The organism is Pseudomonas fungipugnans (genome assembly GCF_029955235.1).
GTDB classification, from domain to species: domain Bacteria; phylum Pseudomonadota; class Gammaproteobacteria; order Pseudomonadales; family Pseudomonadaceae; genus Aquipseudomonas; species Aquipseudomonas fungipugnans.
The window spans coordinates 999,423-1,020,746 of record NZ_JARBWL010000002.1 but is presented as its reverse complement, the minus strand read 5'-3'; the positions used below and the strand labels follow the sequence as shown (position 1 = coordinate 1,020,746).

The 21,324-nt window shown below is 61.1% G+C and carries 17 protein-coding genes and 2 pseudogenes; 9 read left to right on the top strand and 10 right to left on the bottom strand.

Annotated elements, in window-relative coordinates:
• Window positions 1–23: 23 nt before the first annotated feature.
• From POF45_RS19470 to POF45_RS19460, 3 genes are all read right to left on the bottom strand, one after another.
• Window positions 24–638, bottom strand: coding sequence for a DUF4136 domain-containing protein (locus tag POF45_RS19470; protein ID WP_282316455.1), 615 nt, complete (start codon window positions 636–638; stop codon window positions 24–26).
• Between the two features lie 70 nt (window positions 639–708).
• Window positions 709–1,458 (bottom strand): methyltransferase domain-containing protein, encoded by a 750-nt coding sequence (locus POF45_RS19465; RefSeq protein ID WP_282316454.1) that lies wholly within the window; start codon window positions 1,456–1,458, stop codon window positions 709–711.
• Window positions 1,458–1,760 (bottom strand): MazG-like family protein, encoded by a 303-nt coding sequence (locus POF45_RS19460; protein WP_017336358.1) that lies wholly within the window; start codon window positions 1,758–1,760, stop codon window positions 1,458–1,460. Before POF45_RS19460 ends, POF45_RS19465 begins: the two co-directional genes overlap by 1 nt.
• Window positions 1,761–2,107: 347 nt before the next feature.
• Between POF45_RS19460 and POF45_RS19455 the strand changes: the two genes are divergently transcribed.
• Together POF45_RS19455 and POF45_RS19450 are read left to right on the top strand one after the other, a co-directional pair.
• Window positions 2,108–2,401: a hypothetical protein gene (locus POF45_RS19455; protein WP_259498976.1), complete on the top strand. Its 294-nt coding sequence runs from the start codon at window positions 2,108–2,110 to the stop codon at window positions 2,399–2,401.
• 97 nt (window positions 2,402–2,498) lie between these two features.
• Window positions 2,499–3,848, top strand: a complete 1,350-nt coding sequence (locus tag POF45_RS19450; RefSeq protein WP_282316450.1) for an MATE family efflux transporter — start codon at window positions 2,499–2,501, stop codon at window positions 3,846–3,848.
• On the opposite strand, the gene POF45_RS19445 is transcribed toward POF45_RS19450, so the two are convergent.
• The 7 genes and pseudogenes from POF45_RS19445 to POF45_RS19415 all read right to left on the bottom strand — a co-directional run bounded on the left by POF45_RS19445 (window position 3,842) and on the right by POF45_RS19415 (window position 11,389).
• Window positions 3,842–4,717 carry an alpha/beta hydrolase gene (locus tag POF45_RS19445; protein WP_282316449.1) on the bottom strand — a complete coding sequence of 292 codons (876 nt, stop codon included), beginning with the start codon at window positions 4,715–4,717 and terminating at the stop codon, window positions 3,842–3,844. The two genes, POF45_RS19450 and POF45_RS19445, sit on opposite strands and share 7 nt — an antisense overlap.
• Window positions 4,718–4,733: 16 nt before the next feature.
• Window positions 4,734–5,516, bottom strand: a pseudogene (locus tag POF45_RS19440) (DUF4123 domain-containing protein).
• Complete coding sequence (locus tag POF45_RS19435; RefSeq protein ID WP_282316447.1) at window positions 5,513–6,835, bottom strand: contractile injection system protein, VgrG/Pvc8 family; 1,323 nt, start codon at window positions 6,833–6,835, stop codon at window positions 5,513–5,515. The pseudogene POF45_RS19440 and the gene POF45_RS19435 overlap by 4 nt, the downstream one beginning before the upstream one ends.
• 233 nt (window positions 6,836–7,068) lie before the next feature.
• Window positions 7,069–8,982 carry an arginine decarboxylase gene (gene speA / locus POF45_RS19430; protein WP_259498961.1) on the bottom strand — a complete coding sequence of 638 codons (1,914 nt, stop codon included), beginning with the start codon at window positions 8,980–8,982 and terminating at the stop codon, window positions 7,069–7,071.
• Window positions 8,983–9,197: 215 nt separating this feature from the next.
• Window positions 9,198–9,569, bottom strand: coding sequence for a translation initiation factor Sui1 (locus tag POF45_RS19425; RefSeq protein ID WP_259498959.1), 372 nt, complete (start codon window positions 9,567–9,569; stop codon window positions 9,198–9,200).
• Between the two features lie 191 nt (window positions 9,570–9,760).
• On the bottom strand, window positions 9,761–10,318 hold the full coding sequence (locus tag POF45_RS19420) for an NUDIX hydrolase (RefSeq protein ID WP_259498956.1): 558 nt from the start codon (window positions 10,316–10,318) through the stop codon (window positions 9,761–9,763).
• A gap of 3 nt (window positions 10,319–10,321) precedes the next feature.
• The gene (locus POF45_RS19415; RefSeq protein WP_259498954.1) at window positions 10,322–11,389 is read right to left on the bottom strand and encodes a DUF2333 family protein; all 1,068 of its coding nucleotides are present in this window, start codon (window positions 11,387–11,389) and stop codon (window positions 10,322–10,324) included.
• Between the two features lie 385 nt (window positions 11,390–11,774).
• Between POF45_RS19415 and POF45_RS19410 the strand changes: the two genes are divergently transcribed.
• The 7 genes and pseudogenes from POF45_RS19410 (at window position 11,775) to POF45_RS19380 (ending at window position 21,248) form a co-directional block, all read left to right on the top strand.
• On the top strand, window positions 11,775–13,595 hold the full coding sequence (locus POF45_RS19410) for a type VI secretion system family protein (protein ID WP_282316442.1): 1,821 nt from the start codon (window positions 11,775–11,777) through the stop codon (window positions 13,593–13,595).
• 11 nt (window positions 13,596–13,606) lie between these two features.
• A complete protein-coding gene (locus POF45_RS19405) occupies window positions 13,607–14,245 on the top strand; it encodes a DUF2931 family protein (protein ID WP_282317445.1) in 639 nt (212 codons plus the stop codon).
• An 18-nt stretch (window positions 14,246–14,263) separates the two neighbouring features.
• Entirely contained in the window at window positions 14,264–14,803 is a 540-nt protein-coding gene (locus tag POF45_RS19400; protein ID WP_282316441.1) for a hypothetical protein, read from the top strand.
• An 11-nt stretch (window positions 14,804–14,814) separates the two neighbouring features.
• Window positions 14,815–15,466: pseudogene (locus tag POF45_RS19395) on the top strand (DUF2931 family protein).
• A gap of 184 nt (window positions 15,467–15,650) precedes the next feature.
• On the top strand, window positions 15,651–17,321 hold the full coding sequence (gene gcbA, locus POF45_RS19390; RefSeq protein WP_282316440.1) for a diguanylate cyclase GcbA: 1,671 nt from the start codon (window positions 15,651–15,653) through the stop codon (window positions 17,319–17,321).
• A gap of 52 nt (window positions 17,322–17,373) precedes the next feature.
• A complete protein-coding gene (locus POF45_RS19385) occupies window positions 17,374–19,320 on the top strand; it encodes a methyl-accepting chemotaxis protein (protein WP_259498942.1) in 1,947 nt (648 codons plus the stop codon).
• 182 nt (window positions 19,321–19,502) lie between these two features.
• Window positions 19,503–21,248, top strand: a complete 1,746-nt coding sequence (locus POF45_RS19380) for a protein-disulfide reductase DsbD (protein ID WP_259498940.1) — start codon at window positions 19,503–19,505, stop codon at window positions 21,246–21,248.
• Window positions 21,249–21,324 lie beyond the last annotated feature (76 nt).

Here is a 21,324-nt window from a genome sequence, read left to right as displayed (position 1 = left end):
GGACATGAACCTGTCAAAGGATGTCAACCTGGAGGATAGGCCGACATGGCCTTTTCCACCGCCTCGCGTATCGCATCGGCCCGCTGGCTCTGGTCACCCTGATTGGCGGTGTCGGCGCTGGCACTCCAGACCGGCTGACCGGTGCCGGCGTCGAACAGATCGACCCGCACCACCACAACCTGTTCCTGATACGTGCGCACGACCGGTACTGTGTTGTAGACGCCATAACCCGGGCCGTAGCGGTTATAGCCGCCATATCCGCCACCGTAATAACCATAGTCGTCCTGCACTTGCCGCAAGCGGGTTTCCATGTGCAAGTCGGCGCTGACCAGCAGGTCGGGCGGTCGATTGTCATGCAACGGGCGCAGGCCGCGCTGGTCAAGGGCGTTGCTGACAGCTTCGGCGATTTGTGCCGAGTCCGCCCAGGCACTGCCGGGGGGCAAACGACCGTTGAGCCAGGCCCAACTGCGGTAACGCCCATAGTCCCGCTGCGGCGCCGGGTAGGCGCTGCGATCGAATGTGTTGGCGGCTTGCGGCGGGGCCGGTGGCAACGGGTTGGAGGTGGCGATATATGGATTGCTGCCCTCGCAGGCGGCCAGCCCGAGGCAGATCAACACTAAACCTGAACGCGCTTTCATTTCGCTCTCCGATCAACATCGGTATTACCTGTTTTCAATGACGGCAGCTCCTGCACCGCGTGGCACTCGCTCAGACCGGCCGGCATATCCAGTGCAAATAACGCCCAAGCCCGGCAAAGCTTGGGTGGCGACGGTGGGCCAGTTCCATTTCCAGCAGGTCCACCAGTTCGGCGCGGGCCTGGAATTCCACAGGCATGTAGTCGTGAAAAACCCGAACGCCACTTTGTGTTTCGACCTGCCACAGACCTTCAAGTTGCGCCGCCAACTCCCGTGGGTCCAGAGGTTGCTGCGGGGTCAGGCTCTGTTTCTCACCGGCCATGTCGTTCTTGCGCATCTTGCGGAAGTGGCCTTTGAGCAGATTGCGGTAGATCAGCGCATCGCGGTTGTAGAACGCCAGGGACAGCCAGCCGTCTTTCTTCGTCAACTGATGCAACACTGGCAGGATCGCATGGGGCTCGGCCAGCCATTCCAGCACGGCGTGGCAAAGCACCAGGTCATACGGTTCGGTGAGTTGCCCGAGCAGGTCCTGCCACGGTGCCTGAATAAAGGTCGCGGCTTGCCCGGCGTCGGCGAAGCGCTGACGAGCGCCTTCGAGCATCGGTGCGGCGGGCTCGGCCAGGGTCACGTCATGCCCGCGCTCAGCCAGCCACAACGACATGTGACCCAGGCCGGCGCCGATGTCCAGCACTCGCAGCGGGCGGTCCGGCAGGGTTTCGGTCAGATCCGCCTGCAACACCGCGAGGCGGATTGCGCCCTTGGCGCCACCGTAGATCTTTTCCGCGAAACGGGTCGCCAACTGATCGAAATGACGGTCGCTCATCAGCTGAACCGCCGTTCGCTGTCCGCGAGTTTGCTGCGCACCACTTCGTTCATGTCCAACCCCAACTCGCTGCACAGCAATAATAGATAAAGCACAATGTCCCCGACTTCCTGCCCGGCGTGCGCCAGTTTGTCTGCCGGCAATTGCCGCGACTGGTCCTCGCTCAGCCACTGGAAAATCTCCACCAGCTCGGACATTTCCACGCTGGCGGCCATGGCCAGGTTTTTCGGGCTGTGAAATTGCCGCCAGTCATTGCGGTCACGGATAGCGTGCAGGCGTTCGGTCAGTTCAACAAGGTTCATCGGGCTCTCCTGAAGGCATATAGCTTCGGGGGGATGGCGGATGAAGGCAAGTTATGGCGTGGGGATTTATCCCCGTTGGGTCGCGCAGCGGCCCCAAATCCAGCAATCACGGCACGTCAGGCCTACCGCGAGCAACGGATGTGCGACTGCTGCGCAGCCGTACGGGGCAGTGCGACGTCCGATAAATCCCCTCGCCACACAAGCCAGGCCTTCACAGAGATCATCAACGGAGCCGGGATCTTTACGCCATAATCAGAGGATGCCGGCATCAGGGAACTCGGCACCGCGATCCATGGCCCAACGCCCGGACACGGCAACCCTGCCACTTATTTCATCAGGACGCGCACATGCAGGTAGAAAGTTTTTTCGAACAGCTCGGCCAGGCACTCGGCTCTGTCATCCGGTTTATCGTTGATGGCCTCAGTGGATTGTTCAACATCTTGAGCCACGCAGGGGCCAACTTTGTCGACGGCCTGGCCAGGACCCTGGGCATGGACACCTCGATCATCAGCATCATCGCGCTGATCATCGGCCTGATGCTGCTATGGTCGGCGATCCGGGCATTCATGAACGCCTCGATCATCTCCGGCATTATCTTGTTGTTCCTGGGGCTTTGGCTGCTGAGCTGGATCATCCACTAGCCCTACTGCCCCCTTGTGGGAGCGGGCCCGCTCCCACATTGGTTCTGTGTCACTTGGCTAACCTGCATCTACAATACGGCTCCCCCAAGGAGCCTGCATGTCCACTCTGATTGCCGACTGGCGCGACCGTCCGACCCATCGTCGGGTCTGGGCGCTCGCCGCCCCCATGATTCTGTCGAATATTTCCGTACCGCTGGTGGCACTGGTAGACAGTACCGTCATCGGTCACCTGCCCCATGCCCATCAGTTGGGCGCCGTAGCGGTGGGCGCCAGCCTGTATACGTTTCTGGCCTGGGCCATGGGTTTTCTGCGCATGGGCTCCACCGGGTTCGCCGCCCAGGCCGCCGGACGCGGGGATGGCGCGGCGTTGCGGCAGGTTTTGCTGCAAGGGTTGTTATTGGCGATGGGACTGTCCGTGGTCCTCGGCGCCTTGGGCGTGCCGCTGAGCGGCGTCGCGCTGCATTTCATGCAACCGTCGGCGGAGCTCGATCAGTTGACCCGGGACTTCTTTCACACCCGACTCTTCGGCCTGCCCGCTGCCCTGGCCAGCTATGCGCTGGTGGGCTGGTTCCTCGGCACTCAGAACGCCCGGGCCCCGCTGGCGATTCTGCTCAGCACCAACCTGGTGAACATCGCACTGAACCTGTGGTTTGTCCTGGGGCTGGACTGGGGCGTGGTCGGCGCGGCCAGGGCGTCGGTGATCGCCGAATGGACCGGTGCCCTGCTCGGCCTGTGGCTGACCCGCAAGGCATTGCGCGCTTATCCCGGCCACATCGCCTGGGCCGCACTGGCGCTGTGGCAGAGCTGGCGCCCCTTGCTGGCGGTCAATCGCGACATCTTCATTCGCAGCCTTGTGCTGCAATCGGTGTTTTTCCTGATCACGGTGCAAGGCGCACGACTGGGGGATGCCACCGTCGCCGCCAATGCCCTGCTGCTCAACGGCCTGCTGCTGACCGCCCATGCGCTGGATGGCCTGGCCCACGCCGTCGAAGCCTTATGCGGTCACGCCATCGGCGCCCGGGACCGGCTGGCGTTGCGCCGTTCACTGGTGGTGGCGTGCGGCTGGTCGTTGCTGGTGAGTGTGGGCTTTGCCGTGGTCTTTCTGTTCGCCGGGCACCTGTTCATCGAGATGCAGACCAACATCCAGAGTGTGCGCGACACGGCTTTCATCTACCTGCCCTACCTCGCCGCCCTGCCGCTGATTGCCGTGTGGAGTTACTTGCTGGACGGGTTGTTCATTGGTGCCACCCGCGCCCGTGAAATGCGCAACGCCATGCTGTTGACGATGCTCCTGTTGCTGCCATTCGCCTGGGCACTAAAGGGCTTCGGCAACCACGGACTGTGGATAACGTTTCTGCTGTTCATGTTATTGCGCAGCCTGACGCTCGGCGCGTTCGCCTGGTACCTGCGCAAGAACGACGGCTGGTTTGCCGGCAGCGTTCACTGAGTCGGCGGTGTCTTGACGAAGCCGGCGACCTGATCCAGCACCGGCGCCAGACCGCGCATCGGCCGTGACAGCGTCGCTACCAGCGTGGCATGGCCGGTGCGCGAGTAATACAGGTCCTGAACCGGCACCCCGGCCGCCCTCAATTTTTGTGCGAGCCCGCCAGTGTTGCGGGTCGGGTTGACCAGCGTGTCGTCCCTGGAGGCGATGAGCAGCGCTGGCGGTGCACCGCGACTGACGTGGTTGATGGGCTGGGATTGCGGCGGCGAATCCGGCCAGAAAAATACCGGGCGCACCTGCGGGTTCTTGATCGGCAGGAAGTCATACGGCCCGGCCAGGCCGATCCAGCCTCTCAGATCATGAGGCGACAAGCCCACCGCTGCGAGCCATTGCGGGTCCAGCGCCAGCATCGCCACGTTGTAGGCCCCTGAGCTGTGCCCCATCAGGTACAGCCGTTGCGGGTCGCCGGCGTACTGGCGGATGTGTTCATGGGTCCAGGCCACCGCCTGGGCACCGTCCTCCAAGAACAACGGATAACGCACTTGCGGGTACAACCGATAATCGGCCAGCACCGCGACAATGCCCCTGGACGCCAGGGCTTCGCCGACAAAGCTGTAGTCACTGCGCGAGCCACTGTTCCAGCTGCCGCCATAAAAAAACACCACCACCGGGGCGTTCGGCACGCGATGACGTGGTACATACACGTCGAGCTTCTGCCGGGGATCACTGCCATAAGCGATGCCTTCGGTCCTGTCGAAGCTGCCTTGGGGGGTGAAGGCATTGAGCATTTTGAGGGGGGAGCACGCGGTTATCACGGCCAACACCACCGTTCCTGTCAGCACCTTGAACATTTGCCGGATCTTGCTCGTCATGCCGATGCAACCTCGTTCAAGGGGGATCGCGCTGCCAGCGACTGCGCAGGTGATCAAGTTTTTCCTGCTGACTTGCGCCGGACAACGTCTGCGGCAGCACTGCATCTGGATACTGCAAGCGTAGCCACAGCCAGCCGTCCAGCACTGCGCGTTCGCTGAAACCCAGCGCCAGCCCTTCCTGAAGATGGGACCACAGCCTGGGGTAATCAGTGCCGGTGGAACGGCTCCACTGCCAGGCATGTTGTTCCAGCAGGCAGGTTTGCAGGCGCTCACGCTGGCGCCCGGTAAGGGATTCTTCGATCTTGAGCCGGCTGCCCGGCAGACCGGGGTTGAGCAGTTGCTGCCAGCACTGACTGCCCTGAGCCCGGTCGGCCCAGGTGCCACCAAACCAGCGGACCTGACTGATGGGACCCAGCCAGCGGCTCAGTTCCACGGCATCGCAGGCGTCAAAGAAGTAACTGGCAGTGTGCGGATTGTAGTAGCTCAACAAGGCACGATGATGCAGGCCGAAGGTGACCACCAGCATCCGTCGCAGATGTTCCAGCAGCCGCGCTGAAGGCACCTCGCTGAACAACAGCAGACCCTGACAGGTGTGCGGCTCGCGCTGACACAACTCGGCGAGTGCCGGGCATGCACCCAGCTCAACCAGAACCGGACCTTGTCCGCTCAGTCCCTGCAACTCGGTGCCGTCGAATAACCCAAGCCGTCTGGCCGGGGCAAATCACCGGACCAGCGCAGCCGCCGCCCGGGGTGCACCGGGGACATCCAGCAAAAGCCACTGCGGGTCCGGGGCGTTCATGCCGCACCGCTCTGACCAGACAGCACGGCTGCCCGGCAGGTACAAATCGCCTGTCGACAATGACTGAAACTGCCACCGCCAGGCAGCAGACACAGCAACACCAGTGGCTCACTCGCCTGCAACAAGGCCAGCAGCGCTTCCCCTGCATGACTTTCCTGCACGGGCTGCGCCTCCGGCAATTCACATACGTCGGTACCCGCATGGCCGCGCAGTAACCCGCTGATCAGCGGCTGATCCGGATCCCCATCGATGAAACTGACCACCACTTGCGCACCGTCACGCAATGGCGCCATGCCCGGGCCTTGCAACTGCGCGGCCAGCGGCAACCAGCAATGGCAAGGCGTGGCGCCCTCGCCCTGATACAGCCAGTCGAATTGCACCGCCACGGGTCGGGACGGATCGGGAGGCGACTCATCGACCTCGACCACCCAGGCCCGCTGCAGGCTTGGCATCCTCGGTTTCGCCACCGCCTGAGTGCCTGCAAAAGACGTTGTCCAGGGCGACATGCGGATCTTGTTGGAATAGGGGGCAGGCGCATCAGGGTCGCCGTGGTGCTCGACATCGGTCAGCACCCAGAGCGAGTCGTCCTTGAACAGCGACAGCAATTGTCCACTGCGCAAGATCGCCAGTTCCGTGCGCCCTCGCGCGGCCTGCATCGCCCGGCGCCCCTGACCGGTACTCGGCGTGCAGCGTTGTACTTCCAGCCGGCTCACCCGTTGAAACGCATTGTCGCCCGGTAATACCCGACCCTCGGCGTGATTTGCCTGATCATCGCCGATCACCAGACAGTGCCCACCTCGACGATGCTCGAAGTAATAGTGAAGCTGCTCCTCAGCGCACAACCGCTGGAAAAACTGCAGGTCCGATTCCCGGTACTGAGTACAAAATTCGCGCAAGGGATAATCGCCCCCGAGCTCAAAACGTCGCTCGCTGTCGACAATGCCGTGTTCCTGGAGCACTTGATTGAGAATCTGCGGCACCGAACGGGCGCTGAAAATGCGTTGGCTGAAGCGCTGGGCCAGACAGGCCAGTTTCGGCCCCACCCGCACGTGACAAAACCTGGACGTGGTGCCGTGCTCTCGCTGCACCAGTTGGTGGAGTTGTCCATGAACACCGCTGCCTGCGAAGTCGAACTGCAAGAACACCGGGCGATAAAGCAGGCTGGCAAGGTCCAGTGCCGGATCGTAGATCAGCAGATCGACGTCGAACACGAAGGGCTCGCTGATGGCGTCTCTGCCGGTAAAGGCCAGGACTTCAAAGGCGTCGGGCAGGCCCGCTACATCCAGACGAAATGACGGCTCGTTGACTGGATCGAACATCGGCGATTCTCTACAGAAGGGCGGGCCGGGGATTCTCGCCGAGAGACATGGCCGAGTAGAGTGCCGAAGTACAAATTAGGAAATGACCTACGCGAAAAGAAGACCAAATCACTTTGATAGACCGTGATGTCATTTATTTCGCGGAAAAAGGGAGAAGCGCCGCACCAGATCATCTGAAATTTCCCTCAGCACAAGGGACATTTTCAGACAACCTGATGGGAGCAGTGCCTATCTCAGGAAGACAGGTAAGACGAACGGGTCAGGCCCAGGCGCAAAGCGTCGAGGAACTGGGTGCGCTCGGCGGCAGTGATACGGGCACTGGCGCACTTGTCACGGTAGTGGGTCATCAGCTCTTCGGGCGACAAGTGCACGTAACGCAGCATGTCTTCGATGGTGTCGTGGGTTTCGATACCGGCGTGGTACACGCTGCCGTCGGCGTTCTGGTAGATGTTCACCGAATCGGTGTCACCAAACAGGTTGTGCATGTCGCCGAGAATTTCCTGATAGGCGCCGACCAGGAAAATCCCCAGCAGATAGTCTTCGCCCTCGTTCAGACCATGGACCGGCAGGCTGGTCTCGATGCTCTGCTCGTCAACGTACTGCTTGATCTTGCCGTCGGAATCGCAGGTCAGGTCTTGCAGCACCGCACGGCGCATCGGCTCTTCGTCGAGACGGTGCAGCGGCAGGATCGGCAGCACCTGGCCGATGGCCCAGGTGTCCGGCAGGCTCTGGAACACCGAGAAGTTGCAGATGTACTTGTCGGCGAGCTTGTCGTTGAGTTCGTCGAGCACCTGACGGTGCGAACGCTGACGGGCCTTCAACGAGTTGTGCAGGCGACGGCAGACGGCGAAGTAGCATTGCTCGGCCAGCGCCTTTTCCGCCAGGGTCAGCTTGCCATCGGCGTACTGGCTAGCGATATCGCTCATGTAGTGCGTGGCGCGCCAGTAGGTTTCGGTGACCATCTCGATGTCGGTCGGACCCAGCAGGTCCACCAGCCACTGCACGGTTTCCGGCAGCTCTTCCTTGTTCTCGATCTGTGGCACGTCGTCGTTGTGTTTCTCGACGTCAGTGACTTGCACCACCAGCATGGCGTGGTGAGCGGTCAGGGACCGGCCGCTTTCGGAGAAGATGTTCGGGTGCGGCAAGTTCTGCGCGTCGCAGAACTCCTTGAGCATCCCGACCACGACACCGGCGTAATCGTCCATGTCGTAGTTGATCGAACTGGCGTTACGCGAGTGCGTACCGTCGTAATCCACGCCCAGGCCGCCACCGACGTCGATGTGATCCACCGGCAGGCCGAGGTTGCGCAGTTCGCCGTAGTAGCGGATCGCTTCCTTGAAGCCGTGCTGGTAGTCCGCCAGGTTGGCGATCTGCGAGCCCATGTGGAAGTGCAGCAGGCGGATGCCCTGATCCAGGCCCGCCGCGCGGAAACGCTCGACCACCGACAGCAGTTGAGCCGCCGACAGACCGAACTTGGATTTCTCGCCACCGGTGTCTGCCCACTTGGAGGAGGCCAGGGACGACAGACGCACGCGCAGGCCGACCTGTGGCTTGACCTTCAGCGATGCCGCTTCTTCGATCACCAGGCCGACTTCGGATTCTTTCTCGATCACGATGAACACGTTGTGACCAAGCTTCTGGCCCATCAGCGCCAGACGGATGAACTCGCGGTCCTTGTAACCGTTACAGACGATGGTGCCGCCCTTCGGTGCCAGGGCCAGTACGGCCAGCAGCTCAGGCTTGGAGCCGGCTTCCAGACCGATGGAGACATCCTGGGTGGCGATGATGTTCTCGATCACCGCTTCTTGCTGGTTGACCTTGATCGGGTACAGCGCGGTGTATTTGCTCTGGTATTCCAGGCGTTCGATATTGGAATCGAAGGCGCCGGTCAGCTGACGCACGCGGTCTTGCAGGATATCGGGGAAACGCACCAGCAATGGCAAGGACAGGCCGCTCTTGCGCAGCTGGTCGACTTGCTCGAACAGGTCGATAGGCGAACTGGTCGGACCGTTCGGACGAACTTCGACGCGACCGGCGTCATTGATCGCGAAATATCCGGCCCCCCAATGGCGGATCCCGTAAACACTGCGGCTGTCCGCAACTGTCCATTGGCTGCCATCGTCTTTGCGTGTGCGTCTTACGGACATTGAAGTCCCCTATAAAGAAGTCATAGTGCGTCGCCTGGATTCAGGCCGGCGCAGTCTAAAGAATGAAAATGACGGTTCGTCAACGAGGGGATAGACCTCGCCAACGGCAGTGAGTTTAGAAACCGGTCATGAACAGGCTCTGTGAAAACCATGTGGGCGACGCCGGACCTTGTATCAGGCCCGGATCAAGCCGAGGGTGGTTTTCACAGAGGCTGCTAGCCGCCGGACTTCTTTGCCTTGAAACCGAGTTTGATCAGCTCTGCCAAGAGTAGCTCGACATGATCGCCCTGAATTTCGATGATCCCGTCTTTCAACGCTCCGCCAGTGCCACAACGTTTCTTCAATGTGGTGGCCAGGGCCGTGAGCGCCTCGATGGCCAGTGGCACGCCGGTGATGGTGGTCACCGTCTTGCCGCCACGCCCCTTGCTTTCGCGACGCACGCGAGCGATGCCGTCGCCGGCCGGGATAACGGTTTGTTTGCAGATGCAGGCATCCACCGGCTTACTGCAATCCGGGCAATGACGACCTGCGTCGGTGGAAAATACCAGGCCACCAAGGGCGGCGAAGGATGCGGCTTTTTTGGCCACCGGCAATCCTCTTGGGAGGACAAAGACTGGTCGCGGCACCTGGGCAGGCGCCATCGACCGCGAAGCCCCACTCAGGCAGGGGCAGCGCTACTGAAACGGATGCTCTACAAACAGGAGCGCCGGTTCAGCTTGAAAAGGTCGCGCAGTGTAACGGCAAAAAGCCGACTTGCTAAGAGCCAATCGGCGCCAATTTATGCCTTCTTTGCGACGCCGGTTTGCTGAGCGTTCAGATAACGCCTCAATGCGGCCAGAGAGTCCGGACAGTAGGGCTTTTGCCCGATTTCACGCATGACCTGATCGATGGGCATAAAGCGCGCTTCAAGCACTTCTTCCGGTTGCAGGACCAATGGACCGTCCCACACCGCCGAAAACGCTGAACACCAGAGGCGATTGCCGGTGTCTTCAAAGAAAAAGTGGTCGTGGGCGGTCAACTCGACACCGCTCACGCCCAGTTCTTCCTCCAGCTCACGGGCCGCCGACTCGGCATAGGTTTCGGTGGAGAGCACCATGCCTCCCGCCGCAACATCCCAGTAACCGGGGTAAATGGCTTTGCTCAGGGTACGCCGGTGTACGCACAGCTCACCGGCCGAATTGAACAACATGATGTAGGTGCCGCGCCCGATCAGCCCGCGTTCGCGCAGATCGGAACGCACCAGGGCACCGAGCAGGTTGTCCTGCTCGTCGACCCAGGCGATCTGTTCAGCATCCGAGGCCGCACGGTGGGCAGCCTCTTTGGCGTTATCGACCATGACTCAGCCCTGATTGAGCAGTTGACGCAGATCGATCACTGCGGCGTTGGCCCGGGAAATGTAGTTGGCCATGACCAGCGAATGGTTGGCCAGAATCCCGAAGCCGCTGCCGTTGAGGATCATCGGGCTCCAGACCGGTGCTTGCGAAGCCTCCAGCTCACGGATGATCTGCCGCACGCTGACCGTGGCGTTTTTCTTGGCCAGTACGTCGGCAAAGTCGACTTCGATGGCACGTAACAGGTGTGACAGCGCCCAAGCCTGACCGCGCGCCTCGTAGAACACGTTATCGATTTGCAGCCACGGGGTTTCCACGATTTCCTCATCGACCACCGGCACCTGGCCGGGTGCGACGACTTCGGTTTTCAATGCAGTATTGAGCTTGACCCGGCCAACACTGGCCGACAGCCGTTGCGACAGCGAACCCAGGCGGGTGCCGACATCGCCCAGCCAGTTGTTCAGGTTGTCGGCGCGCGCGTAGAACAGCGCATTTTTCTGCGATGGGTCGGACAGGCGTGCCTGATAGCGACTCAGGGAGTTGATGCCTTCCTGATATTCCGATTCGCTGGATGGCAGGACCCAGCTCTTGTTATCGAAGTTGAAGCGCGGCTCGGCCTTGGCCAGGTCGGCGTCTTCGGCCGACTGCGACTGCGAGCGGGTGAAGTCCTTGCGCAAGGCGCGGGTCATGTCACGGACCTGAACCAGCACGCCGTATTCCCAGCTCGGCATGTTGTCCAGCCACAGACCCGGCGGGAAACGGTCGTTGGAAATGTAACCGCCTGGCTTGTTAAGCAAGGTACTGGCCACGGTCTTGAGGGTTTCCACCGTGGTGTAGCCAACCACCATCTGCTTGCCTTCTTTCTCGGCCGCCATCTGCGCATTTTGCTGAACCGGGAACAATGCTGGCTCCTGGCTCCAGTACCAGCCCAGGCCAATCGTCACCAACAGATAGAGGCCGATCAGCGTGGCCAGCGCCCGGCTGAACAGCAGGCCACGGAAATAACCGCGGGTGGCCGATTTCGGTTCAGCGGCACGTTCAGGCGCGCTGCCCGCGCGGTTTTTCCAGTCCAGCATGGCGATATCCTTTCAATCACTTGGGTTCATCAATCTGACCACAACCATACAACAACGTGCCTTTGACCGGCACCTGCCGTTGGGCTTATCCCATAAAAAGGTCGTCTCGGCGCCGTTCAGGTGGCTTCCCGTTCCACAGTGGCTCACAGGTGAGTCAATGAGTGATGCACACCCTCCCGAGCGGGGTTTCACCCATTAAATTGCCTAATCTTCTGACCTTTTTTTCCGAATCGCTCGTGGGACATTTCCGGTTTTCTCCGAGGTGGATCCAATGACTTCCCTGCCCATGTACTTTGCGCCTGCCCCACTCATTCCAGAGTAGGTGCACTACGTCAAACAGCAACGCGCCTATCACCAGTGGCGCCAGTGGACAGGGAGTTCGACCATGGCCAAAGGTTATTTCATCCGGTTGCATGACAAGACCACCTGCGGTGGCAAGGTATTGGAGGCCGATTCGCGGGTCATGATGTTTGGATTCGCTCATGCTCGCGAAGGGGATCGGATCTCTTGCGGCAAGGACGACAAAACCTACGTCATCAGGGGCGGCGTTTCCTACATCGAAAGTCACGGAAGGCTGGTGGCCGGCACGCTGGACAGTTTCAGCAGTTGCCCCTGCAAGGCCAGGCTTGTCGCGTCGCTATTCGATTCTAGTTACGGGGAGGAGGATGCCCCTGCCCCAAAAACCAGCAGGGTTGCTGCGCAGCCCGCTCCCCAACCGGCCCATTTTTCATCGACAACGCAAACCCCAGCCTCCACACCCACACCACTGGGATGGATGGAGAAGCGGCCGACAGCGCATAAAATCAGCATTGCGCTGCGCATCGGGGTGTTCTTCGATGGCACCAAAAACAATGCCGGGAATACGGCCCTCGGTCTGGCGTGCGGGGCGCACCACGCGATCAGGCCAGAAGATCTGGACGCCAGTTGCAAGCCGTATATGAGTGATCCGGACAGTAGTTACGGTAATGATCTGACCAACGTGGTCAAGCTCTTTGACCGCTACCTTGAGTCGAACGACGTGGAAGGCGACGGCCGGAGCAAGTTGGCGCAGCGCAAGCTCTATGTGGAGGGCATCGGTACCCAGGCCGGCGAGAAAGACAGCCTGATGGGGTCAGGGACGGGGCGGGGTGATACCGGAGTTGTCGGACGTGTTCAACTGGCGCTTGACTATATCAGCCGTCTTATCGATGACATTGCCCGGGAAAACCCGGACGGCGAAATCACCTCGCTGACCTTCGACACCTTCGGCTTCAGCCGTGGCGCAGCGGCTGCCCGGCACTTCGCCAATGAGATCGCGCTGGGCAGTCGGGGATTGCTGGAGAGAGTATTGATCAGCAATGCCAAGGGCTTTAGTCGCCACTTTCTGGGCCAGTACCACCGTGACATCCATATGGGCTTTATCGGCCTGTTCGACACCGTCGCCTCGATTGCCGGTTTCACCAACCTGGGCAACATCCAAAGCGCGGTCGCCCCAGGCCTGCGCCTGCATCTGCCCCGATCCCGGTTTTCCGATGTGGTGCATCTGGTGGCCAGTGATGAGCACCGGGCCAATTTCCCCTTGAGCCGGGTCAAGCCCGATCATCCTGAAATAGTCTTGCCCGGCGTGCATTCGGACATTGGTGGCGGCTATCGGGTCGAGGCGCAGGAGCAAGTGCTGATCGGCCCGATGCAAGGGCTGACCGTGGTCAAGGGCACGGATGTGACAAACACTTCGATCTACCGTGATGCGCAGTGGTACAAAACCCGGATGATTGAGATGGGCTGGCCGGCCAGCATGCTGGAGATTGTCACCCCGCAGCCCAGGCTGCTGCCCACCGACCCGCAAGACCGCAAGGCCGTACCGGAGCAACGGGTCTATGCCGGCTTGCAGTTCAAGCGCTCAGTACGGGGTGAACTGTCGCGCGTGTACTTGCGGGTGATGTATGGTCTGGCCAGACAAAAAGGCGTCAGGTTTGAGGATATTGATGAACATGATCCTCATTACAGCATTCCGGCAGAGCTTCAAATGTTGTGTAGCCGATTTGTCGCCGGTGACTACCGCGTGACAGCTGCCGAGGAAGCGCTGCTCAAACTGCGTTACATCCATACCTCGGCGCACTGGAGTCACCCACTGGATACAACCGGGCAGCGTGAAGCCAAGCTGTTCTATATCAACGCGCCCACCGCCAATGCCATGCGCGTGCAACACCCCCACATACCCGATTGAGGTCAAGGATGATGAAAATATTGATGGCCCTCATGGGGCTGTTGCTGATCAGCGGTTGTCAGTTATCGGGGGAGGAGAATCGACAACCGCCCTGGTGGGATATTGGCTTTAAAGGGCCATCATACATGCTCGGGGAGGTCGAACTGCGCATTGTTGAGGACGTCAACGGGAAATTCTTCCAACGACCCGGCGGTGGCCCCGTGGGGACTGACACCCCAGAGGATGGCACTGAGTCCGCTCGCGGTTGGCCCCGCCATATTGGAGGGGCTATCGAGCCCGTGACCGGTGCCGCGCTGCCCAAACGCATCTTCGTCCGCTGGCAGTCGGTCGTCGAGCCACAAACCTACAAGGGCTGGGTGGATATCCCGGAGAAGGCGCGCGAAGTGATGCGTGCGTCAACCAGTCAACGCTGTCCGGAAACCAATCGATATCGCTACGGTGCCTCGCTGATCCTGGGATTAGCCCCCGGTGGCGTGGTGCAGGTGTGGGTGAAGGATAGCTGTCATGACGCGATCAAGGTTGCTCGGGCTCAGGTTGGGATAGAACCACTGGGACCTCACCTGGGTAAATCCAATGGGCACTACTATCCACAATCCGAGAAATCGAAGCGTTACATCGAGCGCTACGGCATCCCCTATGGCAGTTGGTAAGGCGGCCTCATTGGCCCGATGCAAGGGCTGACCGTGGTCAAGGGCACGGATGTGACAAGCACTTCGATCTACCGTGATGCGCAGTGGTACAAAACCCGGATGATTGAGATGGGCTGGCCGGCCAGCATGCTGGAGATTGTCACCCCGCAGCCCAGGCTGCTGCCCACCGACCCGCAAGACCGCAAGGCCGTACCGGAGCAAAGGGTCTATGCGGGCTTGCAGCTCAAGCGCTCAGTACGGGGTGAGCTGTCGCGCGTGTACTTGCGGGTGATGCATGCGTTGGCCAGACAAAAAGGCGTCAGGTTTGAGGATATTGATGAACATGATCCTCATTACAGCATTCCGGCAGAGCTTCAAATGTTGTGTAGCCGATTTGTCGCCGGTGACTACCGCGTGACAGCCGCCGAGGAAGCGCTGCTCAAACTGCGTTACATCCATACCTCGGCGCACTGGAGTCACCCACTGGATACAACCGGGCAGCGTGAAGCCAAGCTCTTCTATATCAACGCGCCTACCGCCAATGCCATGCGCGTGCAACACCCCCACGTACCCGATTGAGGTCAAGGATGATGAAAATATTGATGGCCCTCATGGGCCTGTTGCTGATCAGCGGTTGTCAAGCCACGGATCCACTGTCGGCTGAACAGGACCCACATTCACCCTGGTGGAGTATTGATTTTCAAGGGCCGAAATACATGGTCGGCTGGGTCGAAAACAGTACGGTAGAAGATATTGATGGACGGTTCTTCAATAACCATAGCGGGGGGGCGATTGGGATATCTACCCCGGAAGATGGCACTGAATCCGCTCGAGGCTGGCGCGAGGTCAGTGGAAATATCAGGCCTGTAACCGGTGCCGCGCTGCCCAAACGCATCTTCGTTCGTTGGCAGTCGGTCGTCGAGCCACAAACCTACAAGGGCTGGGTGGATATCCCGGAGGCGGCGCGCGAGGTCATGCGCACGTCAATCAGTCGGCGCTGCGCGGAAACCGGTCGATCCCCCTACGTGGCTTCGCTGATTCTGGGGTTAGCTCCGGGGGGGCGTGGTGCAGGTGTGGGTGACGGATAGCTGTCATGACGCGATCAAGGTTGCTCGGGCTCAGGTTGGGATAGAACCCTTGGGGCCGAGCCAAGGCAAAAATGAAGGTCGGTATGCGTACAAGCTCGACGAGAAAACTCAGCGCTACATCAAGCGCTACGGCATCCCTTATGGCAGTTGGTGAGCCCTCCAGAGGTATCGATGCTCCCACAGGCATCCCACCGCCGAATCAAACAAGACCATCGGGTCAGAAACTGAATGAAGTCGCTTTACAGATTATTGACGCACGACACTCATGTAAGGGAAAAGAGGTGCTAGCATAGAGCCACCAGTCGATCTCAGCATGCACCCTAACTAGTAGTCAGGATATGACCGAGCCAGAAGACCCCAGCCGTGAGCGCCTCAAGCACCACTTTGCCCAGCGGGTAATTCATCAGGCACGTCAGATTCTTGAGATATGGCAGCGCCTGCAACGCAGTGAGTGGTCCACCACCGATTTGTCCGAACTGAGCGAGGCCAACCTGCGCCTGCTGCGCTTTGCCGAGCGTTTCGAACAACCGGAACACACTCAGCTGGCGCGCCACATCGGCCAGTCGCTGGAGGCTGTCGACGCCAATCGCGGCCGTCTGAGCAGCGGCTTGATCACTGACCTCAATCGCCTGATGCAACGCCTGTCGCGCACCGGCCTGCGCCACGGCGATCAACTCGATCAGACGTTCCTGCCGCCACTGCGCAAGCCGATCTACGTGATGCTGCAAGATCACGACCGCGCCGAGCGCCTGGCCAAGCAGCTGGAATTTTTCGGCCTCACCGCGCAGTCCCTGGACAGCGTCGCGGCGTTCCGCTCTTCGATGATCGAACGGCTGCCCGCGGCGATCGTCATGGACGTCGACTTCAGCGGCCCCGGCATCGGCCTGCAACTGGCGGCCGAAGCTCAGGTCGGCCTGGACGAACCGTTGCCGCTGCTGTTCTTCAGCCTGCACGAAACCGACACCCCCACCCGCCTCGCCGCCGTGCGCGCCGGCGGCCAGGAATTCCTCACTGGCACCCTCGAAGCGTCGAGCCTGCTGGAAAAGATTGAAGTGCTGACCTGCGTTGCCCAGTACGAACCTTATAAAGTGCTGATCATCGACGACTCCCGCGCCCAGGCCCTGCACACCGAACGCCTGCTCAACAGCGCCGGCATCGTCACCCGCACCCTGATCGAGCCGATCCAGGCCATGGCCGAGCTGGCGGATTTCCAGCCGGACCTGATCATCCTCGACATGTACATGCCGGCCTGCACCGGCACCGAACTGGCCAAGGTCATTCGTCATAACGACCGCTACGTCAGCGTGCCGATCATTTACCTGTCGGCCGAAGATGACCTGGACAAGCAGCTCGACGCCATGAGCGAGGGCGGCGACGACTTCCTGACCAAACCGATCAAGCCCCGGCACCTGATCACCACCGTGCGCAACCGCGCGGCGCGGGCGCGAAACCTGAAAGCGCGGATGGTGCGCGACAGCCTCACCGGCCTCTACAACCACACACACATTCTGCAATTGCTCGAAGACTGTTCGTTCCGCGCCCGCCGCGAGAGTAAGCCGCTGAGCTTCGCGATGCTCGACATCGACCACTTCAAACGCGTCAACGACAGCCACGGCCACCCCATGGGCGATCGGGTGATCAAGAGTCTGGCGCTGTTTCTCAAGCAACGGCTGCGCAAGACCGACTTCATCGGCCGTTACGGCGGTGAGGAATTCGCCATCGTCATGCCGGACACCGATATCGAAGCGGCGCACAAAGTGCTCGATGAAATCCGTCAGCGCTTTGCCGAAATCCACTACCCCGCGCCACCTCAGGACCTGTGGTGCACCTTCAGCGCCGGCGTGGTGGAGCTGCGCGAAGACTCGGACAGCCTGACGATGGCCAGCCAGGCCGACGAGGCGCTGTACCGCGCCAAGGACGCCGGGCGCAATCGCGTACAGGCGGCACGGGAATCAAAGCAAAGTGCCACTTTTTCATCGGAAAGCACCGATTCGGTCATAACCCTGTAACAGAACCGCAATAAATTCAGGCGCTTACCATTCTGCCGTTGGTAGACCCGTTATGCGCCTGAAGCTGCTGACCAATCTCAACACCCTCCTGCTCGTCGCCGTCTGCGTGGCCCTAGGCGCCACCCTGTGGTGGTCGCAAAAAGCCCTGGAGCGGCCCTATCTGCTGATGGAGCGCTACCTGGGGTTGTCGCAGCAATTTCAAAATGAGGTGGCGCGCAACATTGAGGACTATCTGTCCAGCGGCGACGCCCTGCGCCTGAGCAGCGCCAGCCAGGCCATCGATGGCCTGCAAAAGGAACTGAGCGAATTGCCGCCCGCGCTGGCCAACAGCTTGAGCCCGAGCCTGTCGAGCCTGGAAGAATTCAGCAAGACCGACCTGCTGGCCGCTGGCAAACTCGCCGGTGACCCGCAAGCGCTGTTGCTGCAAGCCGAACGGGAGCTGGGGGCCAGCCTCGATCAGCTCAGCCAGTACGCCAACGGCAACGCGGCCTATACGACGCCCTTGCTCGCGGCGTCCCGGCATTTGGCCACGCTGTCGCTGGCACGGGACAAACTGGTCAGCAGCGGGCGCAGCGAACTGACCGCCGATGTCGAGCGCGAAGTCAGCAGCATCCACGCCCAGGCCGAACAACTGAATACGTTGCCGCTGCTCGGCGTCGCCGCCAGCACGGAATCGAACAGCGATGATTTCTCGGCAATGATGGGCCTGGAAAACACCGAAAAAACCGCCGCCGAGGACGCCGGTGTCGGGCTCAAGCGCGAATTCAACAGTTTACTCACCCGTTACCCGGCGGAGCTGGCCCGCACCCGCGAGCAGATCCACAAACGCGCCGAACTCAGCGCCGCCACCCACCTGAAGATCACCGCCGTACAGCAAGCCATCGCCGGGCTGGAACCGGTCGTGCGCGCCCAGCACGGGCAGATCCAGAGCGAAGTGCGCTTGATGCAAGGTGTGATGATCGGCCTGATCCTGCTGATTGCGCTGCTGATCGACACCTTGCAACGGCGTCTGGCGCGCACCCTGACCAACCTCGCCCCCGCCCTCTCGACCTGGGCCGAAGGCGATTTCAGTCAGGACATTCAACTGGGCAAGACCAACCGTGAGCTGCATGACATTCAGGCCTCGCTCAACCGCCTGCGCGCCTATCTGGTGGACCTGGTGGGGACCATTCGCCTGAATGCCGAGCAGGTGGCCGGCAGCAGCCGCACCCTGGCCGAACTGAGCAACGACTTGCACAGCGGCGCCGAGCATCAGGCCAGCGATACGGCGCTGATCCGCGATTCTCTCGGCGAACTGGAGGCGACCATCCAACAGGTGGCCGGCGATGCCAGCCAAGCCGCCGATGCCAGCCGTAATGCCGGGCTGGCGGTGGAGCATGGGCAGAAGGTCATCGGCCTGAGCCTCACCGGGCTGCACGCGCTCGTGGGCGAGGTGCAAGGCAATGCGCAGATGATCGAACATCTGGCTGAAGAGTCGGCGACCATCGGCGGCGTGCTGACGGTGATCCGTTCGATTGCAGACCAGACCAACCTTCTGGCCCTGAACGCCGCCATCGAAGCCGCCCGCGCCGGGGAGATGGGACGGGGTTTTGCCGTGGTGGCCGAAGAAGTGCGCTCACTGGCGCAGCGTACCGCCGGTGCCACGGCCGAGATCCAGACCCTGATCGCCGGCCTGCAAACGGCGGCGCGGCAATCGGTAGAAGGCATGCGCGCGCAGGTCGAACATGCCGAAGCGACTGCCAATCAGGCGCAAGCTGCCGACGGGGCGCTGGATAAAATCGTCGGCGCTATCCAGACGATTGCCGACACCGCGGTACGGATCGCCGATGTCACGGCCCAGCAGAGTGGCGCGGTCAGTGAGATTCGTGATCACAGTGAGCGGATTCACCAGTTGGGCGGGGATAACTTGCTGCGCATTGGTGAGGGACGCGAGCAGGGGGAGAATTTGCTGGTGTTGGGTGGGCGACTGCATACGGCTGTTCAGGCCTTTCGTGTCTGACAGACCGCTTTCGCGAGCAAGCCCGCTCCCACAGGTGACCGCGTTCTTTCAGAGCAGACACAGTCCAATGTGGGAGCGAGCCTGCTCGCGAAGGCGCCAGACCGAACACCCCAGGCCTCAAGGCACTTCACACTGGCCTGTCGTCCGCTATCATGCCCGCACTTCCGATACGCGAGATTGTCATGCGCCGTTTGCTCTGCCTGCTGCTTCTGGTGTTCGCCCTGCCGGCCACCGCCGCCGGTTTACCGGACACTCGGCCCAGCTCCACCCTGGGCTCGATCAACAACAGCGCCGACTTCCTGCCGGTGCGCGAAGCCTTTCAACTGAGTCTGGTGGACAGCACTCCGCAATCGATCAAGCTGCGCTTCGTCGCCACCGAGGGCTATTACCTTTATCGCCATCGCTTCCAGTTTCGGACGGACACGGCTGACGTCACCCTCGGCACCGCGCAGTTGCCCAAGGGCGAACAGAAACACGACGAGTACTTCGGCGACGTCGAGGTCTATCACGGCATCGTCGACGTAGAGCTGCCGCGCACCGATCAACGGGCCTTCACGCTGGCCGTCACCTATCAGGGCTGCGCCGACAAAGGCCTGTGTTATCCGCCCGAGACCGAGCGTATCAGCATCGATGGCAGCGGCGCCCCGACGCCGGCAAAAAGCTGGGGCTGGCGTGAGCTGGCGCTGTTCTTTCTCGCCGGCCTGGGTTTGACGTTCACCCCCTGCGTTTTGCCAATGCTGCCGATCCTGTCCGGCGTGGTGCTGCGCGATCAGGTCGGGGGGCTGCGTGGTTTCAGCCTGTCGCTGGCTTACGTATTGCCGATGGCCGCCTGCTTCGCCCTGCTGGGGGCCTTGATGGGGATGTTCGGCGCGCAGCTCAACCTTCAGGCGCGGTTGCAATCGGCGTGGGTGCTAGTGCCGTTCGCGACGTTTTTTGCAGTGTTCGCGCTGGCGATGTTCGGCGTGTTCGAACTGAAGTTGCCGCATTTCATCAGCAATCATCTGCATCGCATTGCCGGCCGCACTCAAGGCGGTTCGCTGTGGGGCGCAGCGGTGCTGGGGATGGTGTCGAGCCTGATCGTATCGCCGTGCGTGTCGGCGCCATTGGCCGGCGCCTTGCTGTACATCAGCGCCAGCGGTGATGCGTGGGGCGGCGCGCTGAAACTGTTCGTACTGGGTCTGGGCATGGGCCTGCCGCTGATTATCGTGGGTACTGGCGGTGCTGCGCTGTTGCCGAAAAGCGGCCCGTGGATGGTGCTGGTCAAGAACATCATCGGCGTCTTGCTGCTGGGCACCGCGATCGGGCTGCTGAGCCGCGTGGTCCCCGGCCCGGTAACGTTGATCCTTGCCGGATTGCTCTGGGCCGGTGTCGGCCTGTTTCTCGGGGCGCTGGAGTTCGTCTACAAACCGCCAAGAAAACGCCTGGCGCAGTTGCTCGGCTTGTTCCTGCTGTTTTATGCGCTGGCCTGCTGGTACGGCGCTTTCAGCGGTCAAGGCGACTTGCTGAACCCGCTGGCCAGAGCGCCTGTTGTTGCCGGTAACAGCCCGGCGCAGTCCAGCGGCAACTGGCAAACCGTCAGCACCCCGGCGGACCTGGATCGTGTCCTCGGCGAGGCCAGATCCGCCGGCACGCCTCTGCTGCTCGACTGGTATGCCGACTGGTGCATCAGCTGCAAAGTCATCGAACGCGAGGTGCTTCACGACGCCAATGTCGTCGAACGTCTAAAAGGCTATCGGCTGATCCGCTTCGATATTACCGCCAGTAACGCCGAGCAACGCGCCCTGCTTGACCGATACAAACTATTCGGCCCACCGGCGCTGATGTTTTTCGGCAAGGACGGCGTCGAACGCACTGATGTGCGAGTGATTGGGGAGATCAATGCAACGGACTTCGCCGAACGTGTCGCCAAAGCGAATGACCGGATTTAATCACTCGGTCACAAATTTTGCGTAAACATCGCCCATCGTGCTGGCTATTGCATAGAACTGGACAGTCACAAACCCT

What these genes read in the sequence shown, in the direction of transcription:
- POF45_RS19450 (WP_282316450.1), top strand. Translation starts at nt 2,499, where the DNA reads ATGTCCACTCTGATTGCCGACTGGCGCGACCGTCCGACCCATCGTCGG.
- POF45_RS19460 (WP_017336358.1), bottom strand. Translation starts at nt 1,760, where the DNA reads ATGAACCTTGTTGAACTGACCGAACGCCTGCACGCTATCCGTGACCGC.
- POF45_RS19420 (WP_259498956.1), bottom strand. Translation starts at nt 10,318, where the DNA reads ATGGTCGATAACGCCAAAGAGGCTGCCCACCGTGCGGCCTCGGATGCT.
- speA (WP_259498961.1), bottom strand. Translation starts at nt 8,982, where the DNA reads ATGTCCGTAAGACGCACACGCAAAGACGATGGCAGCCAATGGACAGTT.
- POF45_RS19415 (WP_259498954.1), bottom strand. Translation starts at nt 11,389, where the DNA reads ATGCTGGACTGGAAAAACCGCGCGGGCAGCGCGCCTGAACGTGCCGCT.
- POF45_RS19465 (WP_282316454.1), bottom strand. Translation starts at nt 1,458, where the DNA reads ATGAGCGACCGTCATTTCGATCAGTTGGCGACCCGTTTCGCGGAAAAG.
- POF45_RS19405 (WP_282317445.1), top strand. Translation starts at nt 13,607, where the DNA reads ATGAAAATATTGATGGCCCTCATGGGGCTGTTGCTGATCAGCGGTTGT.
- POF45_RS19455 (WP_259498976.1), top strand. Translation starts at nt 2,108, where the DNA reads ATGCAGGTAGAAAGTTTTTTCGAACAGCTCGGCCAGGCACTCGGCTCT.
- POF45_RS19435 (WP_282316447.1), bottom strand. Translation starts at nt 6,835, where the DNA reads ATGTTCGATCCAGTCAACGAGCCGTCATTTCGTCTGGATGTAGCGGGC.
- POF45_RS19470 (WP_282316455.1), bottom strand. Translation starts at nt 638, where the DNA reads ATGAAAGCGCGTTCAGGTTTAGTGTTGATCTGCCTCGGGCTGGCCGCC.
- POF45_RS19410 (WP_282316442.1), top strand. Translation starts at nt 11,775, where the DNA reads ATGGCCAAAGGTTATTTCATCCGGTTGCATGACAAGACCACCTGCGGT.
- POF45_RS19400 (WP_282316441.1), top strand. Translation starts at nt 14,264, where the DNA reads ATGCAAGGGCTGACCGTGGTCAAGGGCACGGATGTGACAAGCACTTCG.
- POF45_RS19380 (WP_259498940.1), top strand. Translation starts at nt 19,503, where the DNA reads ATGCGCCGTTTGCTCTGCCTGCTGCTTCTGGTGTTCGCCCTGCCGGCC.
- POF45_RS19445 (WP_282316449.1), bottom strand. Translation starts at nt 4,717, where the DNA reads ATGACGAGCAAGATCCGGCAAATGTTCAAGGTGCTGACAGGAACGGTG.
- gcbA (WP_282316440.1), top strand. Translation starts at nt 15,651, where the DNA reads ATGACCGAGCCAGAAGACCCCAGCCGTGAGCGCCTCAAGCACCACTTT.
- POF45_RS19385 (WP_259498942.1), top strand. Translation starts at nt 17,374, where the DNA reads ATGCGCCTGAAGCTGCTGACCAATCTCAACACCCTCCTGCTCGTCGCC.